The 14,323-nt window shown below is 59.9% G+C and carries 16 protein-coding genes and 1 pseudogene; 4 read left to right on the top strand and 13 right to left on the bottom strand.

The genetic code is table 11. The features are described 5' to 3' along the window. Positions 1-394: 394 nt before the first annotated feature. From AAFG16_RS09040 to AAFG16_RS09025, 4 genes are all read right to left on the bottom strand, one after another. Positions 395-1,459, bottom strand: a complete 1,065-nt coding sequence (locus tag AAFG16_RS09040) for an IS110 family transposase (RefSeq protein WP_342738874.1) — start codon at positions 1,457-1,459, stop codon at positions 395-397. 306 nt (positions 1,460-1,765) lie between these two features. Beyond that, on the bottom strand, positions 1,766-2,194 hold the full coding sequence (locus tag AAFG16_RS09035; RefSeq protein WP_342738873.1) for a hypothetical protein: 429 nt from the start codon (positions 2,192-2,194) through the stop codon (positions 1,766-1,768). 2 nt (positions 2,195-2,196) lie between these two features. Then, on the bottom strand, positions 2,197-2,709 hold the full coding sequence (locus AAFG16_RS09030; RefSeq protein WP_342738872.1) for a S26 family signal peptidase: 513 nt from the start codon (positions 2,707-2,709) through the stop codon (positions 2,197-2,199). After that, positions 2,706-3,170 (bottom strand): DUF2840 domain-containing protein, encoded by a 465-nt coding sequence (locus tag AAFG16_RS09025; RefSeq protein ID WP_342738871.1) that lies wholly within the window; start codon positions 3,168-3,170, stop codon positions 2,706-2,708. The genes AAFG16_RS09030 and AAFG16_RS09025 overlap by 4 nt, the downstream gene beginning before the upstream one ends. A gap of 275 nt (positions 3,171-3,445) precedes the next feature. On the opposite strand from AAFG16_RS09025, the gene AAFG16_RS09020 reads away from it, so the two are divergent. Continuing rightward, positions 3,446-4,495: an IS110 family transposase gene (locus AAFG16_RS09020; protein WP_342738870.1), complete on the top strand. Its 1,050-nt coding sequence runs from the start codon at positions 3,446-3,448 to the stop codon at positions 4,493-4,495. A gap of 587 nt (positions 4,496-5,082) precedes the next feature. Here AAFG16_RS09020 and AAFG16_RS09015 read toward each other — a convergent pair. From AAFG16_RS09015 to AAFG16_RS08995, 5 genes are all read right to left on the bottom strand, one after another. Beyond that, positions 5,083-5,964, bottom strand: coding sequence for a replication initiator protein A (locus AAFG16_RS09015; RefSeq protein ID WP_342738869.1), 882 nt, complete (start codon positions 5,962-5,964; stop codon positions 5,083-5,085). Positions 5,965-5,986: 22 nt separating this feature from the next. Continuing rightward, positions 5,987-6,268, bottom strand: coding sequence for a helix-turn-helix domain-containing protein (locus AAFG16_RS09010; protein ID WP_008561544.1), 282 nt, complete (start codon positions 6,266-6,268; stop codon positions 5,987-5,989). 132 nt (positions 6,269-6,400) lie between these two features. Beyond that, on the bottom strand, positions 6,401-6,841 hold the full coding sequence (locus tag AAFG16_RS09005; protein WP_342738868.1) for a DUF2285 domain-containing protein: 441 nt from the start codon (positions 6,839-6,841) through the stop codon (positions 6,401-6,403). Positions 6,842-6,976: 135 nt separating this feature from the next. Continuing rightward, the gene (locus AAFG16_RS09000; RefSeq protein WP_342738867.1) at positions 6,977-7,165 is read right to left on the bottom strand and encodes a DUF6499 domain-containing protein; all 189 of its coding nucleotides are present in this window, start codon (positions 7,163-7,165) and stop codon (positions 6,977-6,979) included. A 161-nt stretch (positions 7,166-7,326) separates the two neighbouring features. Next, a complete protein-coding gene (locus AAFG16_RS08995; RefSeq protein ID WP_342738866.1) occupies positions 7,327-7,599 on the bottom strand; it encodes a DUF2285 domain-containing protein in 273 nt (90 codons plus the stop codon). 155 nt (positions 7,600-7,754) lie between these two features. Between AAFG16_RS08995 and AAFG16_RS08990 the strand changes: the two genes are divergently transcribed. Further along, positions 7,755-8,006 (top strand): helix-turn-helix transcriptional regulator, encoded by a 252-nt coding sequence (locus tag AAFG16_RS08990; RefSeq protein WP_342738865.1) that lies wholly within the window; start codon positions 7,755-7,757, stop codon positions 8,004-8,006. Positions 8,007-8,383: 377 nt separating this feature from the next. On the opposite strand, the gene AAFG16_RS08985 is transcribed toward AAFG16_RS08990, so the two are convergent. Then, positions 8,384-9,367 carry an AraC family transcriptional regulator gene (locus tag AAFG16_RS08985; RefSeq protein WP_342738864.1) on the bottom strand — a complete coding sequence of 328 codons (984 nt, stop codon included), beginning with the start codon at positions 9,365-9,367 and terminating at the stop codon, positions 8,384-8,386. Positions 9,368-9,846: 479 nt separating this feature from the next. On the opposite strand from AAFG16_RS08985, the gene AAFG16_RS08980 reads away from it, so the two are divergent. After that, complete coding sequence (locus tag AAFG16_RS08980; RefSeq protein ID WP_342738863.1) at positions 9,847-10,824, top strand: alpha/beta hydrolase; 978 nt, start codon at positions 9,847-9,849, stop codon at positions 10,822-10,824. A gap of 840 nt (positions 10,825-11,664) precedes the next feature. On the opposite strand, the gene AAFG16_RS08975 is transcribed toward AAFG16_RS08980, so the two are convergent. Further along, complete coding sequence (locus AAFG16_RS08975) at positions 11,665-11,985, bottom strand: DUF736 domain-containing protein (protein WP_342738862.1); 321 nt, start codon at positions 11,983-11,985, stop codon at positions 11,665-11,667. A gap of 427 nt (positions 11,986-12,412) precedes the next feature. On the opposite strand from AAFG16_RS08975, the pseudogene AAFG16_RS08970 reads away from it, so the two are divergent. Then, positions 12,413-12,475 (top strand): annotated as a pseudogene (locus tag AAFG16_RS08970) (hypothetical protein); the annotation flags it as partial. A 60-nt stretch (positions 12,476-12,535) separates the two neighbouring features. Here AAFG16_RS08970 and AAFG16_RS08965 read toward each other — a convergent pair. Both AAFG16_RS08965 and AAFG16_RS08960 read right to left on the bottom strand, forming a co-directional pair. Next, a complete protein-coding gene (locus AAFG16_RS08965) occupies positions 12,536-13,018 on the bottom strand; it encodes a hypothetical protein (RefSeq protein ID WP_342738861.1) in 483 nt (160 codons plus the stop codon). A 141-nt stretch (positions 13,019-13,159) separates the two neighbouring features. Next, the gene (locus AAFG16_RS08960) at positions 13,160-14,083 is read right to left on the bottom strand and encodes a DUF2493 domain-containing protein (protein ID WP_342738860.1); all 924 of its coding nucleotides are present in this window, start codon (positions 14,081-14,083) and stop codon (positions 13,160-13,162) included. Positions 14,084-14,323 lie beyond the last annotated feature (240 nt).

Raw genomic sequence — 14,323 nt, 5'->3', positions numbered from 1 at the left:
TTTATCTCGCCTTCCTAATCGGGCGTTCAAAGTCAACTCATTCCTACGCTTTTCTTCGACTCTTCGCACTTCAGCCATTGCAGACTCCCTGCATCGACAACGCACACACGTCACCACATCGCGCTCGCGATCAGCATTCACCAGGCGGGGTCCATGCGTTCCTTCGCGTTCAGCACTTTGGCCGTCGCATGCTCTTCATCAGGTTCGTAAACAGGGCTGTCCAAGCAGTCTGGCGCTCTCATCACGTAGATGGCAGCAGGCAAGAGATAGCGGACATTCCCCGTTTCGCGGCCCCGCCAGGGGACGCTCACCGCGCGCGCGGATCTCTAGTCGTTACTCCTTCTCTCCATGCTGGCTGCAACACCAGCACCAATCTTTTGCGCCCCTGCTGCAACTACTGCGCAGGCCTCAAACGAAGTCGTTGCGTAACCTTGGCACCGAACCCGACGTGGAAGTCGGTCTGATTGATCCACATCCTGTGCAGGATGCTCGCAAGTTTGCGTGCGACCGCGACGATCGCGCACAGCATGCTCGACCGTTTGGCGATCCGCAGGCCCCAGGCCCGCAAGGCCGACCATTTCCTGACCCGCAACAGAAGGCTTGCGGCCGCCTCGCAGAGCGCTTCGCGAACTGCGACGTCGCCCTGTTTGGTAATTCGGCCTTCGAAGTCGATGGACGTTCCAGACTGGTGTCGCCTTGGCGTCAGGCCAAAATGCGCGCCAACCGTTCGAGATCGCGCAAAACGGAGAGGGTCATCAACACCAACCTTGAACGAAAGGGCGGCAACGGGACCGACGCCGGGTACGGTCATTAGTCGACGACAGATCGCATCATGCTGGACCACCTGCAGGAGCACCTTATGCAATCGTTCGTAGCCCTCGAAGATCGCTCGCCGCACGTCCAACATGGACTCAATCATCATGGAAAATACCGGATCGCTGTGCTCGATGAGCTCGCGGACCCGCGCTTCGTATTCCCCGCGGCCGACCGCTCCAACCATCAGACCGTACGCCCTCAGCGTGCCACGAATGTGGTTCTCAAGGTCGATCAGCTTGCGCTTGAGGAGCTTCCTGTTGGCCAGCAGCGAGCGCATCTTCTGCATCTCGATGTTCTTGACATGCACGGCGCGGTACCAGCCCAACCGCATCATTTGCGCGATGCCGCGCGCATCGTTTCGGTCGGTTTTGTTGCGCATTGTCGACAGCGAAACGCGCATATGGCGCGCTTCCACGACAACGATTGGAAGCCCGACTGGCTGCAATTCGCGATACAGCCAGATGCCAAGCGATGACGCCTCGACCCCGACCCTATCGAGGCGATCCGCGTAGCCCTCTACAGCGGAGCGGATCGTCTCTGGCTCCGTGCTGACCTTAATTTCGCGGACCGTGAGACCCTCGCTATCGACGATGCAAACGCTGGTTTCTTCAAGGCCGACGTCCAATCCAACATAGAGTTTCATCGAAGCTCTCCCTTGTGGCAACGACCTTCCAAGTCGTTGCACCAGGCTCCGGATTCGGCCACGACCGTCTTATCCCCGTGCACCGGTATCTCGAAGCCCGATTTGAAGAGCCGTCCTGCCGTCGTGGTCTTCCGGTCGCCAGTTGCCCAAAGAGCCGCCGCGACTTGCCAGCCAACTCGGGAAGCCCCCACTACTTCCGAGCGCTTGCGATAGCGATCGTTACCCGAAGGGCCGAGACACCCGAGGGTGGCTCGGTGAGGAGCGAAGCGACGAGTAGAGCGGGCCGAAGGCATCGCCCATACGCCATCAGCACGCGCCACTAGCTTTGTGAAGCACGCCAAGGCTTGCGGACCCGCATACTTGGTCATCGCGATACTTCCGAATCTGATCTCTTTTCGATCTGGCGTGCACGTCACCAGCACTCTCGATGCGCTGGACTGACCGGATCCAGTTCGGCGCAATCGCAAAGCGTTGTGAGGCTTCATTGATGAAGCCGGCAAATGAGTGAGCTGTCTGACTGATCGCCGGCTCGGCGGCTGATCCGCTCTGGGCCAAAGTAGCGCTGTCGAACGCGGTCAGAAGAAGCATCAGGGGCACGATAGCACAAACGCGCGTGCCCAACCGATCCAAGTACGCCGGGCTCGCGCCAGCCTTGCAGACATCGATCGAGACGGAGGAATGATCCCGCAATGGATTGAACGAGGGAATGGCCAGGAGAACACGTCGAATACGCACGATCACTCCTCCCACGTCCACACCGGCATCGCACGGCCGATCACGCTAGATGCCGGAAGAAATCCAAAGTACCGGCCATCAAGAGAGTCGTCCGACTGCCAGTTCATCAGAAACAGCTCGCCCTCGCCGGCGACGCGGCAGCCCTGCCATTTCGGCAGCGGCCTGCCTCGTCTGTCGTGATCCTTCGCCTCGCCCACCGCGACGCCATCGACCGAAATCGTAAGGCCGGTTCTGCAAACAATCTGCCCCGGAAGGGCGAGCACGCGCTTCAGCATAGGGACGCCAATGGGCAAATAGCCGTTAAGGTCGAGGAAGGTCGCGAGCGGCTCCGGCGGCTGCACGGCGACCAATTCAGTGACCTGGAATTGGGCCGCTGGTCGGAGGCGGTATAGACCGATCGGCACGCTCCCGGATGCGTTCCAGATGTAAAGCGGAAGCGGCTCCGGGACGATCGTCGTGATGAGCGCGGTAGCGATCCCAACCGTCACGGCCAGCATCATTAGGCGGCCCGTCATCGCATCACCCTTTGACGATGGAGCCAAGCCTGATGGCGCGCTTTCGTGTAGGGGCGCGGGTTTTCGTTGACGGACAGGCGGTTATGAACGTGATGCCAATGATCAGGCGCGACATCGGCGGGATCGATGCCGAGCGCCTCAACGGCATCGGTCATCTGCAACGCTCGCTCGACCTTCGGCCAGCCGGAAAGACGCAGCAGAATCTCTCCGCCGGGAGTCACATAAGGGACGGTCGAGCAGCGCTGTCCCGGCGCGACCGCGCGCAAGATGTCGATCCGCGAAATGATTGTCCCAAAGTCGCTGGATGTCCATCGGACGAAGGCAAAGATGCTGCCGGGTGCAAATGACAGGACGCGCCGATGGCGATCAAGCTTCCGTTCCTTGACAATACGACCGAACCGAATTCGGTTTTCGATGCGCTTCTCAAGCCACAACACTTCCACTTCCGTGAGATCACTCATGCCACCGGCTCCCCGACGCTGGAGCTGGCGGCCGCGAGCTTAGGCCCGGTGGAGAGTGTGTATGGCCTGCAAAGGCAGGCTAGACTGTCGGACTGTCGTTGCCGCACGCCAACGCGGCTTTCGGCCTGCTCCGTTAGAAGAAATCCGAAGGAATTCCGGTTAGCCGGGGTACTGACTGGTGCCCCCTCGCCGGCCGCGATGCGGCGATGATGCCTTGCAACGATTCGCGAACGGAACGGGCGGTGCGGTCCGGCGGTCGGCGGTGGAGGCGAACGATGGACTTCTATGCAGGGCTCGACGTGTCGTTGGAGGCGACGAACGTTTGCGTGGTGCATGGGGACGGCAAGGTCGTCCGGGAGGCAAAGCTCGAGACCGATCCGGACGCGATCGAGCTGTTCCTGGCGGAATGGGGCATCCACCTCAAGCGCGTCGGGCTGGAAGCGTTCTCGTACAGCGCCTGGCTGTTCACGGCGCTGGCCGAAGAAGGTCTCCCCGTGATCTGCATTGAGACCCGGCATGCCAAAGCGGCGCTGAATGCCATGCTGAACAAGACCGACCGCAACGACGCCAAGGGCATCGCGCAGATGATGCGGACCGGCTGGTTCCGTGCCGTCCATGTCAAATCGGAAGGCGCGCAAACGCTGCGCGCGCTGTTGGTCGGGCGCAAAGCGATGTTCGGCAAGGTGCTGGACATGGAGAACATGATTCGTGGCCTGTTGCGACCTTTCGGCCTCAAAGTCGGAGAGATCTCGGTGGGGCGAATTGACGCGCGGGTGCGCGAGATTCTGGCCGGAAAGAAGGAATCGGAAGCCATCGTCATGCCGCTGCTGGACGCCCGAGCCGCGATGCGGCTGCAATTGGCCAAACTGCAGCGCCTGGCGCTGGCGGCGGCCCGGGGCGATGCCGCGGTGCGGCGGATGATGACGGTGCCCGGCGTTGGCGCGCTCGTGGCGTTGACGTTCCGCGCCACCGTCGATGATCCGGCGCGGTTCAAAAGGTCGACCAACGTTGGCGCTCATTTCGGACTGACGCCGCGGCGCGACCAATCCGGCGAGACCGACCGGATCGGCAGCATCTCCAAATGCGGTGATGAGCTGACGCGGGCGATGCTGTACGAGGCAGCGATCGCGATCCTCACGCGCATCCGGAAGAACTTTAAGTTGCGGCTGGGGGGCCTGCGGCTGGCCAGGAAGAATGGTCTGAAGCGCGCAGCAACAGCCGTCGCACGCGCACTCGCCGTGCTGCTGCACAAGATCTGGATCGATGGCACGACGTTCCGGTTTGGCGCCGACGGCAAGCGCGGCCGGGTCGCTGCGGCGATGTAAGGGCCTCCGCGACCCGGCCGCTTCCACGCGCGCCTTTTCCTTCCGCCACGGCGGAGCGGCGTCTCCCGAGGGGACGGGGTTTTGGGTGAGATCGCAACTTTTCTTGCCGGCGGCTTCATGCAGACCATTGAAGCCATCAAGCACGGCGCTGGTTAGCCTGACCGCCCATTCTCCAGATTCCGGCATGTGGTGGTCTTGGTGCCAACCACGGACGTTAGCGAGTTCTCCTCGACGAGCGAGCTGCCGCAAAGGAAAGCGACGATCGTGATGCGGTGACGCCAACGCTGATGATCGCGCAGATTTGCGCGCGATCGCGTTCGCGCGCGTGCATTGGCGACAGGAATCGCATTGCAGGAAAGTTTTGCGCGTGACAGAGTAGGCGCATGAGGCATCCTTGCTGCAGCGGCGCGCGAGTTGTTCACAACGCACTGATTCACAACAAGAAGTTAGTGTCAGTACGTTAGTAAAGTTAGAGCGGCCGGAAAGCGCGGAGAAACAAGCTCTTAAGCTCGATTCCAGTCCCTGATAGCACGAGGATCGGGTCCTCGATAGCACGAGGGTTGCGGTCCCCGATAGCACGAGCTGATTCACAGGTTGTCCTCCGAATTTGGAATGAGACCGCGCCGACGCAGGCGTGCCGTTAAGGGATAAACAGGCGTTGGCGTGAAGTTCAGCCGCTCGGTGCCGTCAGGATCCCGTGTGAGCACGAGCTCATAGCCTGGCAATGACTGGCGCTGGACGATCTGGCGTACGTCGTAGGCAAAATGCTTGAGCGGCGAGAGGATGCCGGACTTGGCATGGAGGTGCACAAGGTCAAAACTCCAGCCGCCTTCCTGGCGCCCGCCGTGCTTGCGTACAAGGCGGTAAAGCCAACGCTCGAGTCCACCCGTCAGATCGAAATACGCGCGGTCGATCGTCAGCACGAGCGCGTCATCGATCACGCCCGCATAGAACCAATCCGGCAGGATCAGCTCGATCCCAAAGGGGCGACCATTTGCATCGGCCGTCTCCTTCCACTCGTTGATCCAGGAGAAGCGATGCCGTCGCCGTTCTGCCGGTTGACGGATCGACGTCAGGACCGTCGTTGACTGAAGTCTGTCGAGGCCCGCCTTGAGCCGGTCATAGTCCCTCGCGCTGGTGCCGCGCCCGACAAACGTCAATATCTCGTAAGGCGTTGCAGCCATGAGGCGCGACGTCTTCAGGCCTGCGTCACGGGCTTCGACAATCTGGGACGCGGCCCAGATCAGAACGTCTGCATCCCAAATGGTCGCCATGCCGTGTTCCGGAACGGCTTCGACACGAATTGCGACCGCACCGGCACGGAAATCGATCGGCACAATGCGTTTGGTCTTTGCCAACGAAAAGAATGGATAAGCCATCAGATCCTGCGCATCGCGCGGCGCGAGATCGCCGGGTAGCGCCCGAAAGAGCTCAAGCTGGTCGCGCTCGGAACGGAGTTTGCGCCGCATGGTCACTGCTCTCACGCGGCAATCAGCGACGTTCCTGGCCCGCATACGGGCGCAGCGCGGGATGCTTCTTGGCCGGCAGCACCGTTCCCTTGCCGGGGTCGGAGGTCGACGTCTTAGCGCCGCGGTCGGCCCACGCTTTCAGGTCATCGACGGCGTAGACGACGCGACCACCGATCTTCCGATAAGTCGGCCCTGTGCCATATGTCCGATGCTTTTCGAGTGTGCGGCCTGACAGGCCAAGATAGCGCGCGGCCTCCGGTGTACGCAGGAATCGCGGTGGTAGACCGGCCATCGGATCGGGCATTTGAGGACTCCAGGAGGACATCGCACTACGCTTGGCTAGGCCAGCGTGTGTGCGGTCATCATGGAGAAGCAATATCTCGGAGGGGGATGCCGAATATGGAGGGGGCGGTTTTCGGCACCCCTTGGGACTGCGCTACTCGTCCTTGCGCCCGGGCCGCAGGAGTTTGCGGTAGCCACCGCGCATCAACGAGAGGCCACCTTGCACCAAGCGGATTGTTCGATTGCGCAGATCATGCGTCTTCCAGGCGCGATCGGGGATGCGCTTCTTGCCGAATAGCGCTTCGGCGATAACGCGATAACTGCCGCCGGCGCTATGCGCATCGAGCGCACGGATCGCAGCGCTCAGGCGTTCGCGCCGCTGTTTGGATAGCTTGTGAAATGCCGGACCTGGCGCGCGCCCATTGATCGCGCGCCACAGCCGTCGGGCTGCATACGCACGCGCGCCGAAATCGCCGTCGAACGGCAGTTCGGCTGCATATGACGCGCCAAGCACCAGCGAGTCCTTGGACCAGACACGGTGATCTACCGCACCGATGCGCAGCACGGCGTGCCAGCCGTCGGCGGCGCGGCGCACCTGACCTGCTGCAAGGTCAAGCAGGGGTTGAGACGCTGAATTGCGATCGGCGGCCCAGCAACCGTCACCGGAACGACGGCCGCTAGAACCTCAGGCGCCCAAAAGATCGTCTGCTCGTCGAATGACCTCTGCGGGTCATGGGCGAAAGCAGATACCCCATTTCCTCCTGAATTCAGCAGTCACGTTCGGACTGTTGGCAATCATCACCTCATACTCGCGCCGATAGTCGGCGTTGCGGCGGAGACATTCCCAGGCGATGTCGGTGACTTCCGCGTCTTGTAGGCTCTTGTAGGAATCCGGCGACCGCCAGTCGAATTCAGGCATTGCTTCCGCCCCATTGCACGCTGCTACGATTGCGGCGCAATAGGTATGAACGAGACGGTTGTAGGAAGACCCTAGTTCGGCACCACGTGGTGCACCGGAATGACCACTCGTTAGCAAAAGAAAATCGTTCTGCCTGCAAGTCGTCGGCCGGCGATTTTCTTCTATGTAGAACCGGATCCGCGTAAGAGGCGTCCCTGCTCGGTCACCCATTTAGCGCGTGCAAGATGACTCTGATATGCAGTCCGCGCGCGGTCGGGCTCTCGCTCCGGGTCGATATGCAAGACCACTCGAACCACTTCTCGCCAGTCAGCCCCCTCACCCTCGGCCTGCATAAGGCGCATGTACGTTACAACATGCTCTTCGTCATAGGCCGTCAGCGCCGGCTCATTCGGCGCCACATCCGCTACGTCAGGATCTAGTTGCGGTTTTGTCATAAGCATCCCAACAAACAGCGAATGATTCTAACCTCCCTGATTGGCCGAGCTCGTCCGCACGTCTCATTTTAGCCGTATTGCGGACTCGCTGACCGGTTCGAAATACATACTATAGGAGATAAACCTCATAGTATGTAAAGACGCAATTTGCGCCGATGGACATGCGCAAGTTGGTCGGTCGGAATTTCGCAAGACTGCGGAAGCAGAAGCGCTTCACGCAGGAGAAATTCGCCGAAGCGTCCGGATTTACCCAACAGTATATTAGTGACCTAGAGCGTGGCCGTCGCAATCCAACTGTCGTCACTCTATTCGAACTCGCCAGCACGTTGGGTGTGAGTCACGTCGATCTAGTCGTGCCAGATGATGAGGCACGAGACGAACGACCAAAACCAGGCAAACGGCGGTGATTGAGTTGCAACCACACACTATGTCGCTTCGGGACAGCTCTAAGGCGTTTGCGACGGGCAAAAAAGCATTGTTGCGTCCGGAAGCGCGACAGCTAGGCAAAGGCTGCATGCCTCGATGCACAATGCAAAGACTGAGGGCGGCCTTGTGAGAAGCCCCGCCCGACCAGCCTTAAGAGCAAGTAGTCGTTTGCACGCTCACCCGGCTCTGATCTACTCAGAGCGCAATAATTGGCGAACGGCGCGACGCAAATATGTGGCTAAAGATCGAACGTAAGCCTCGGTAGCAGTCTACCCGATAAGCTTGCCGATCTCGCGTGCTTGATCTCGGTGAATTAGTGGAAATTCAGCTATCCGACGCTCCGCGGCGCGACAACGATTCAGCGCCGCAGGGTCTCCGAGGGCAGTTCGCCGAAGCGTCGACGATAGAGCTGGGCGAACCGGCCCAAATGTGCGAAACCCCATTTGAGCGCGATGTCCGAGACGCACCCAGAAGTGCCCGCTGTCTTGAGCTCGGCATGAACGCGCTCAAGACGGACAGCTTTTAACATCGCAAAGGGCGTTATGCCGCGGAAGCGCTGAAACCCTTCAAAGAGAGTTCGCGTATGGACGCCGGCGACTTCGGCTAGTTGGCCTATTGTGATTGGGCGATCTGCGTGTGCTCGGATGTACTCCTCTGCGCGATGCACATGACGCGGTGCGGCCGGACTTACTCGCGCCGATAGCGCCGCGGAATAGTTGCTCGGCTGCATCGTAAGCAGGGAGGTCATAAGCATTTGTTCGAGCCCTGCGACGGCCAGTGGCGAGGCCATTAACGCATCATCACAATCGAGTTCATTTGATATGAATTCGATCAGGCGTCGGTAACTCGCGCCACGTCCCGTGTCCACGGGCAACTCGGGTATAAACTCGACGGGTCGCAAGATGGCGCTGCCAAGCAAGTCGCTCAGGTGTCTTTCCAAGGCCCGACGGTCTATCTTGAGTGCCAAATGCGCGCAGTCCGGGCTCCAGCGCATGCTAAGCGGCAACTTGGCGGAGCTGACGGACCCAATTCGAGAGTTACCGACGAATTGATACTTTCCTATCCGTATCTCGGAGCTCCCGCTTCGAATGAGACGGACAAAATAACAATTCTCGATCTCTCCGGCGTCGATGATCATCTCCTCGCCATACGCGAGATAGCTAAGCGCCAGATGTCCGAATTGTGCGAAGTTCTGCCGGGCAAACAAGCGGCGTCCCCGTCCGGCATAGCTAAGCTGATGCGCGCAGAACACCTTGCCGACCCGATCGCGCGCCTCGTCGGGATCGCGCGTCTCAAACAAACGATGCCTTTCCAAGGGAAAACACGCCACAGCTGACAGCACGTCGACGCTCCAGAAGCCTGAGGCACTTTAATCGAGATGTCGATATTTGGGAATAGAGAGGATAGTAGCGGTCGCCACGCATGACGTTGAGGACGCCCGTATCCCTCCCAAACGGGTCGTCGCCCGCCCTTAAAGTCACGTTGATCCACTGAGGGCGGCAACTATCCGAATAATGCAAGAAAGCACTCAAAAAGCGCCTATCCGTGGCTTGAGCTCCGAGGAAGTTTTCATCGACACGCCGACCCGACACGTTCGGCGACCTGTTCATTCTTCAGCGACCGGCCTCATGAGGAGTACGCTGAGGGCGGAGATAAGACCCATACCCTGAGGAGAGCCCGATGTAGAAAGTGCTGCCGGTTCGCGTGAACACCAAGGATGTCATCATTTTCTCGCGCGATACGGATTCTGCTCGCTCCAAATGGATAGACGGCACGACCTCTTAACCCCCAGGGTAATAGCACACGTAAACGGAGCCCGAGATGAATTCGGCAGGGGTAGTAGGACGTAGAACTTTCATTGCCTCAGCGATGGCAACCGCGAGCAGCGCTGCGGCCAGTTATGCGCTGGCTCAAACAGCTCAAGACCGAAAAGTCTGGCTCGACATGGATCAGGCCGCCCTTGACGATGCTTATGACCAAGCAAAGTTCGCGCCAAATTGGAACCAAATCCTCAAACGCTACGCTTCTGCGAGCAAAACCGCTCGACAACACATTGGCGCTCCCCGGCGTTTAAAGTATGGCGCGACCCCAATCGAAGGGATCGACTGCTACGCGACAAGCGCGGAAAGCGCACCTATTCAGGTCTTCATACATGGAGGGGCATGGATACTCGAGGAAGCCAGGAACTTCGCATTTCCAGCAGAAATGTTTACCAAAGCAGGCGCCCATTTTCTCGCAGTCGACTTTACTAACGTGCGCGAGACCAACGGTGACCTTATGCCGCTCGCGAACCAGGTGCGCAACGCGATCGTTTGGATCCACAAGAATGCTGCAACCTTTGGAGGAAATCCGAATAGGATCTACATCTCGGGCCATTCATCTGGTGCGCATTTGGCAAGCGTCGCTTTTACCACCAATTGGGCTAAAGACTTTGCCCTGCCCGTGGACATAATCAAGGGCGGATTGTTTGTCTCCGGCATGTATGATCTGAAGCCTGTCCGGCTATCCGCGCGATCGAAGTATGTAGCATTCACCGATGCCATCGAGGAGTCGCTGTCTCCGCAGCGCCATCTTGAGAAGATGGATTCGCCAATAGTCGTTGCTTACGGGACCCAAGAGACCCCCGAATTCCAACGCCAGGCTCGGGATTTCGCTATCGCCGCGCGGAGTGCAGGCAATGATGTCACGCTCTTAGTCGGAGAGGACTTCAATCACTTTGAAATTATCGAAACGTTGGCCAATCCATACAGTCTTCTGGGTCGGGCCGCGCTCTCGCAAATGGGGCTTTCGCGTATGTGATCAATCCTTCACGCGTTTGGATTTCCGTTGAGCTTACGTTCCGCGTGCGAGAGAACACATCGCAAAGATTAGGCAACCTTGTGCGCGAGAGATGCAAACCGCTGACCCCGAGCAATCCTGTTCTGCGGCAAGCGGTGCCTGGGCCTAGGCCCAGGACAATTGATATCCGTTTTGCTCAAATATCCTATCGTACGACGAGCACGTGATCGGCCTGTACCATCAGATTTGCAAGCTGTATCGAATGGGTGAAGATACAGAAGCAAAGGAACGTCGCGTAGCATCCTGGCAGCGTAACATCGACCACGAACGCCGTCGCATGAGATGCGGTTTGTTCTGCCGTGTAACTAAAAAAATGCCCCATAGGGGCCAATCTCTTAAGGGTGGTGGCGCACCAAGGCACAAACCTGGGATCCGCTGATTAAGAGATAGCTCCCGCCGAAACGCTTCCAGAAACGCTTGATCATATCCCCACACACCTTGGACCTGAGGCAAAGTTCGGAAAGGTCTGACAGCTCATCGACACGATGTCTTCGGACGATCAACGCAAAGACGATTCCTCTTCGTTCTAGCAGGCGCCAGCATATCAATTTTCGTGGCTATTCGGTCAAAACGATCCATTTCGATCTGGACTCGATGAAAGTGTCGTGTCGGTGCTGCCTCCGCGAGTTCGCCTTAGGTCCAGCGAGCGCCGCATACGGACATGCGTCACCGCGGCCGCCCCGATTTGCCGGGTCGGCCGTGGCGCATCAGGGTGATGAGCACAGAAAACCGTTCTCAATGGACCGGAGTAGGCAATATGAGAAGCCCCGCCCGGCGGACCGGACGGGGCTTGGTGGGGCCTTACTCGCCGCTCTTGCGCGGCCGCGACCACAGGAGGGTGTAACCCTCACCGCCGTCGTCATCGAACAGGTTCGCGTAGATCGGCGCGTTGAACGAGGGGTCGTCGAGCTTGAGCGAGAGGTAGTCGCGGCCTTCCTCGGAACGCTTCGACCAGGCTGCGCCGATCTCCGCGCGCCCCACGTAGATGCGGTGGCTGGGAGCGTTGTCGTTGGAGCGGTTGGTCTCGGCGACGATGCGGACGCCCTTGGCTTGCAGGCTCAGGGTGACGATTTCGCCCTGGAAATCGTTGCCGACCTTCTTGAAAGAACCGATGTTGGCCATGTCACTTCTCCTGTTGTGTTTCGAGCCCGCGACCACCGCGGCCTCGATGGCGATCTACAGGCCGAGGACGATCGGCGACGCACCCGCTCGCGGGCCGAAGCGTAGCGGAGGACGCCGTTGTGGCGACTTTCTTGCCTCGCGAGGAATGGGCGAAGCCCAGGGGAAGAAAGTCGCATCAACGGCGTTTCGGCTCAGACGATCGAGGCGAAGCCGGTCTTCGGCCAGATCAAGCCATCAATGAGGCCACGTGCGTCGCGTGCTGAACCGCACTCTCGAGAGAAGTCGTGGCGTATCTCGGTTGCGCTGAACAAGAGGTGGAAAAGATTGGGCGCGGAAAGAGAAACAATCTGCCGCAATTGGCGGTATCGCCTCCAAAGAAACGATCGAGACTTCGCCACTCCACCGCAGGCTTAGTGGGCCAGCCGAAATGGTGCGACTTGGTCTAGGGCACGCCGAGGAGGGCCGCGACTACCTCTCGCTCAAGCTCGACGATCCCTCGTTCAATGCACCGATCTATGCGAGCCTGCTCGACGACGAGGGCGGTAAATGGTCATCCCTCGCGCGTGGCGGCCGGAAAACTCGGCGGCGACGGATTCTCCACCACCCCGGCCAGTTCGAACGGGCGGGGTTCGGCAAAAACGGTCAAGCGTGTCCATGCTGTACCGCCAACAAAGACCGCGCCCAGGCAAGCGAAGATCTCACGCCAAGCCAGCGAGGGCATCCCGATCTGTGACAGGGCGAATGCCACATGATAGCCGGCGACGGCAGCGGGAACAGCAAAGGCGGTCGCGATGGCGATGCGCAAGGTCAAGGACCGAGTGAAGGCGAGGGCCGCCTGACCGATGGCAAGCGTCAAGGCGCCACCGGCCGTTCCGATAAGCAGCGCACCGACCAGGCCGGCGCCGCTCTGAACCGCCGTCATCCCGATACTCAGTCCGACGAAAAACGGCAAGGCATACACAGCGAGGGCAAAGATCGCCCAGCAGAACAAGCCGATGCCTAGTGTGTTGAGAACAAGCCCAATGGCGAGCATGGTGGTGGCTCCATGTGCATAGATGTACCGGTTGCGCCTTCCACCACCACCACGGCGCAACTCTGGATATGGGACCGAAACGAGGCGGAGTTGCGGCGTGAGCAATTTCGCCTCAAAGACTTCAGGTCGAGCAGACGGCGCTCACGCGCCGCCGAACATCCAAACCGGGATGCCGAGCCGCCTCGCCTTGTCGGCGAGGTTGTCCTGGATTCCAGTGCCCGGGAAGTGCATGACGCCGATCGGCAGGATTTCGAGTATGGCGTCGTTGCGCTTGAAAGGTGCAGCCTTGGCATGTTTCGTCCAATCAGGCTTGAAGGCGATCTGAGGCACCTTGCGGATCGTCGCCCATTTGGATGCGATCAGTTCGGCACCCTTCGGGGAGCCGCCATGGAGCAGTACCATATCGGGATGCTTAGCATGGACCTTGTCGAGACGATCCCAGATGAGGTGGTGATCGTTGAAGTCGAGCCCTCCGGTGAGCGCGATCTTCGGCCCAGCGGGCAGCATGACCTCGGTCTCGGCGCGGCGCTTGGCCGCGATGAAGTCGCGGGAGTCGATCATCGCTGCGGTCAGCGTACGATGGTTCACTAGCGATCCAGATCGGGGGCGCCAGAATGAGCCGGTGTGAGTCTCAAAGCGCTCGATGGCCTGGTCGCGGAAGAGCTCCAGGCAGTTGCGGCGCTCGATGAACGTGACACCTTCGGCCGTTAGACGCTCGAGTTCGACCGATCGCACCTCGGAGCCGTCCTGCTCGCGCTGGCTCTTCTGTTGCGCCTGCTCGTTGTCGTCGAGCTGGCGACCGACGCGGTCGACGGCACGATGGAACAGGTTGACGGTCGACCAGAGCAAATCGTCAAGATCCGGCTCGAGCCGCGTATCGCTCAACGTCGCGACTAAGGCATCAAAGATGTCGGCGACGGCACTGGCGATGATCTTGCCCTCGGGCAGCGGCCGTGGATCGGGCTGGTCGTCGAAGGGACGGTAACCAAAGAGCTGCATTTCGGTAAGAACGTGTTCGGTCGCAGATGCGGCGTGCGGCGGTTCGATGTCATCGTGATCGGTCATGAAGGCGATCCTTTGCCGGATCGGCCGCGACCATCGCGGCCTTCGTGGCGATCACTCAGACGGCAGGCGGAACGGGCCAGAACCCGGAGCAGAGCGGAGGGCCGAAGCGCAGCGGAGGATGGCGGAGGCCGGCTATTTTGCTTCGCGATGCAAAGCGCGCCGGCCAGATAAATAATGTGTCTTCCCATCGCCGACGCGCGGCGGAAAATAGCCGGTCGCAGCCATTGCCGGCCCGAACCG

The sequence above is a fragment of the Bradyrhizobium sp. B117 genome, from assembly GCF_038969555.1.
GTDB lineage: Bacteria > Pseudomonadota > Alphaproteobacteria > Rhizobiales > Xanthobacteraceae > Bradyrhizobium.
The sequence above is the reverse complement of the archived record's forward strand: the minus strand, read 5'-3'. Positions and strand labels throughout refer to the sequence as shown.

Coding starts and splice junctions, on each gene's coding strand:
- AAFG16_RS09025 (WP_342738871.1), bottom strand. CDS start 3,170: ATGAGTGATCTCACGGAAGTGGAAGTGTTGTGGCTTGAGAAGCGCATC.
- AAFG16_RS08965 (WP_342738861.1), bottom strand. CDS start 13,018: ATGCTCGCCATTGGGCTTGTTCTCAACACACTAGGCATCGGCTTGTTC.
- AAFG16_RS09015 (WP_342738869.1), bottom strand. CDS start 5,964: ATGCGGCGCAAACTCCGTTCCGAGCGCGACCAGCTTGAGCTCTTTCGG.
- AAFG16_RS09040 (WP_342738874.1), bottom strand. CDS start 1,459: ATGAAACTCTATGTTGGATTGGACGTCGGCCTTGAAGAAACCAGCGTT.
- AAFG16_RS09030 (WP_342738872.1), bottom strand. CDS start 2,709: ATGACGGGCCGCCTAATGATGCTGGCCGTGACGGTTGGGATCGCTACC.
- AAFG16_RS08975 (WP_342738862.1), bottom strand. CDS start 11,985: ATGGCCAACATCGGTTCTTTCAAGAAGGTCGGCAACGATTTCCAGGGC.
- AAFG16_RS08960 (WP_342738860.1), bottom strand. CDS start 14,083: ATGACCGATCACGATGACATCGAACCGCCGCACGCCGCATCTGCGACC.
- AAFG16_RS08980 (WP_342738863.1), top strand. CDS start 9,847: ATGAATTCGGCAGGGGTAGTAGGACGTAGAACTTTCATTGCCTCAGCG.
- AAFG16_RS09000 (WP_342738867.1), bottom strand. CDS start 7,165: ATGCCTGAATTCGACTGGCGGTCGCCGGATTCCTACAAGAGCCTACAA.
- AAFG16_RS09010 (WP_008561544.1), bottom strand. CDS start 6,268: ATGCCCGATCCGATGGCCGGTCTACCACCGCGATTCCTGCGTACACCG.
- AAFG16_RS09020 (WP_342738870.1), top strand. CDS start 3,446: ATGGACTTCTATGCAGGGCTCGACGTGTCGTTGGAGGCGACGAACGTT.
- AAFG16_RS08990 (WP_342738865.1), top strand. CDS start 7,755: ATGGACATGCGCAAGTTGGTCGGTCGGAATTTCGCAAGACTGCGGAAG.
- AAFG16_RS08995 (WP_342738866.1), bottom strand. CDS start 7,599: ATGACAAAACCGCAACTAGATCCTGACGTAGCGGATGTGGCGCCGAAT.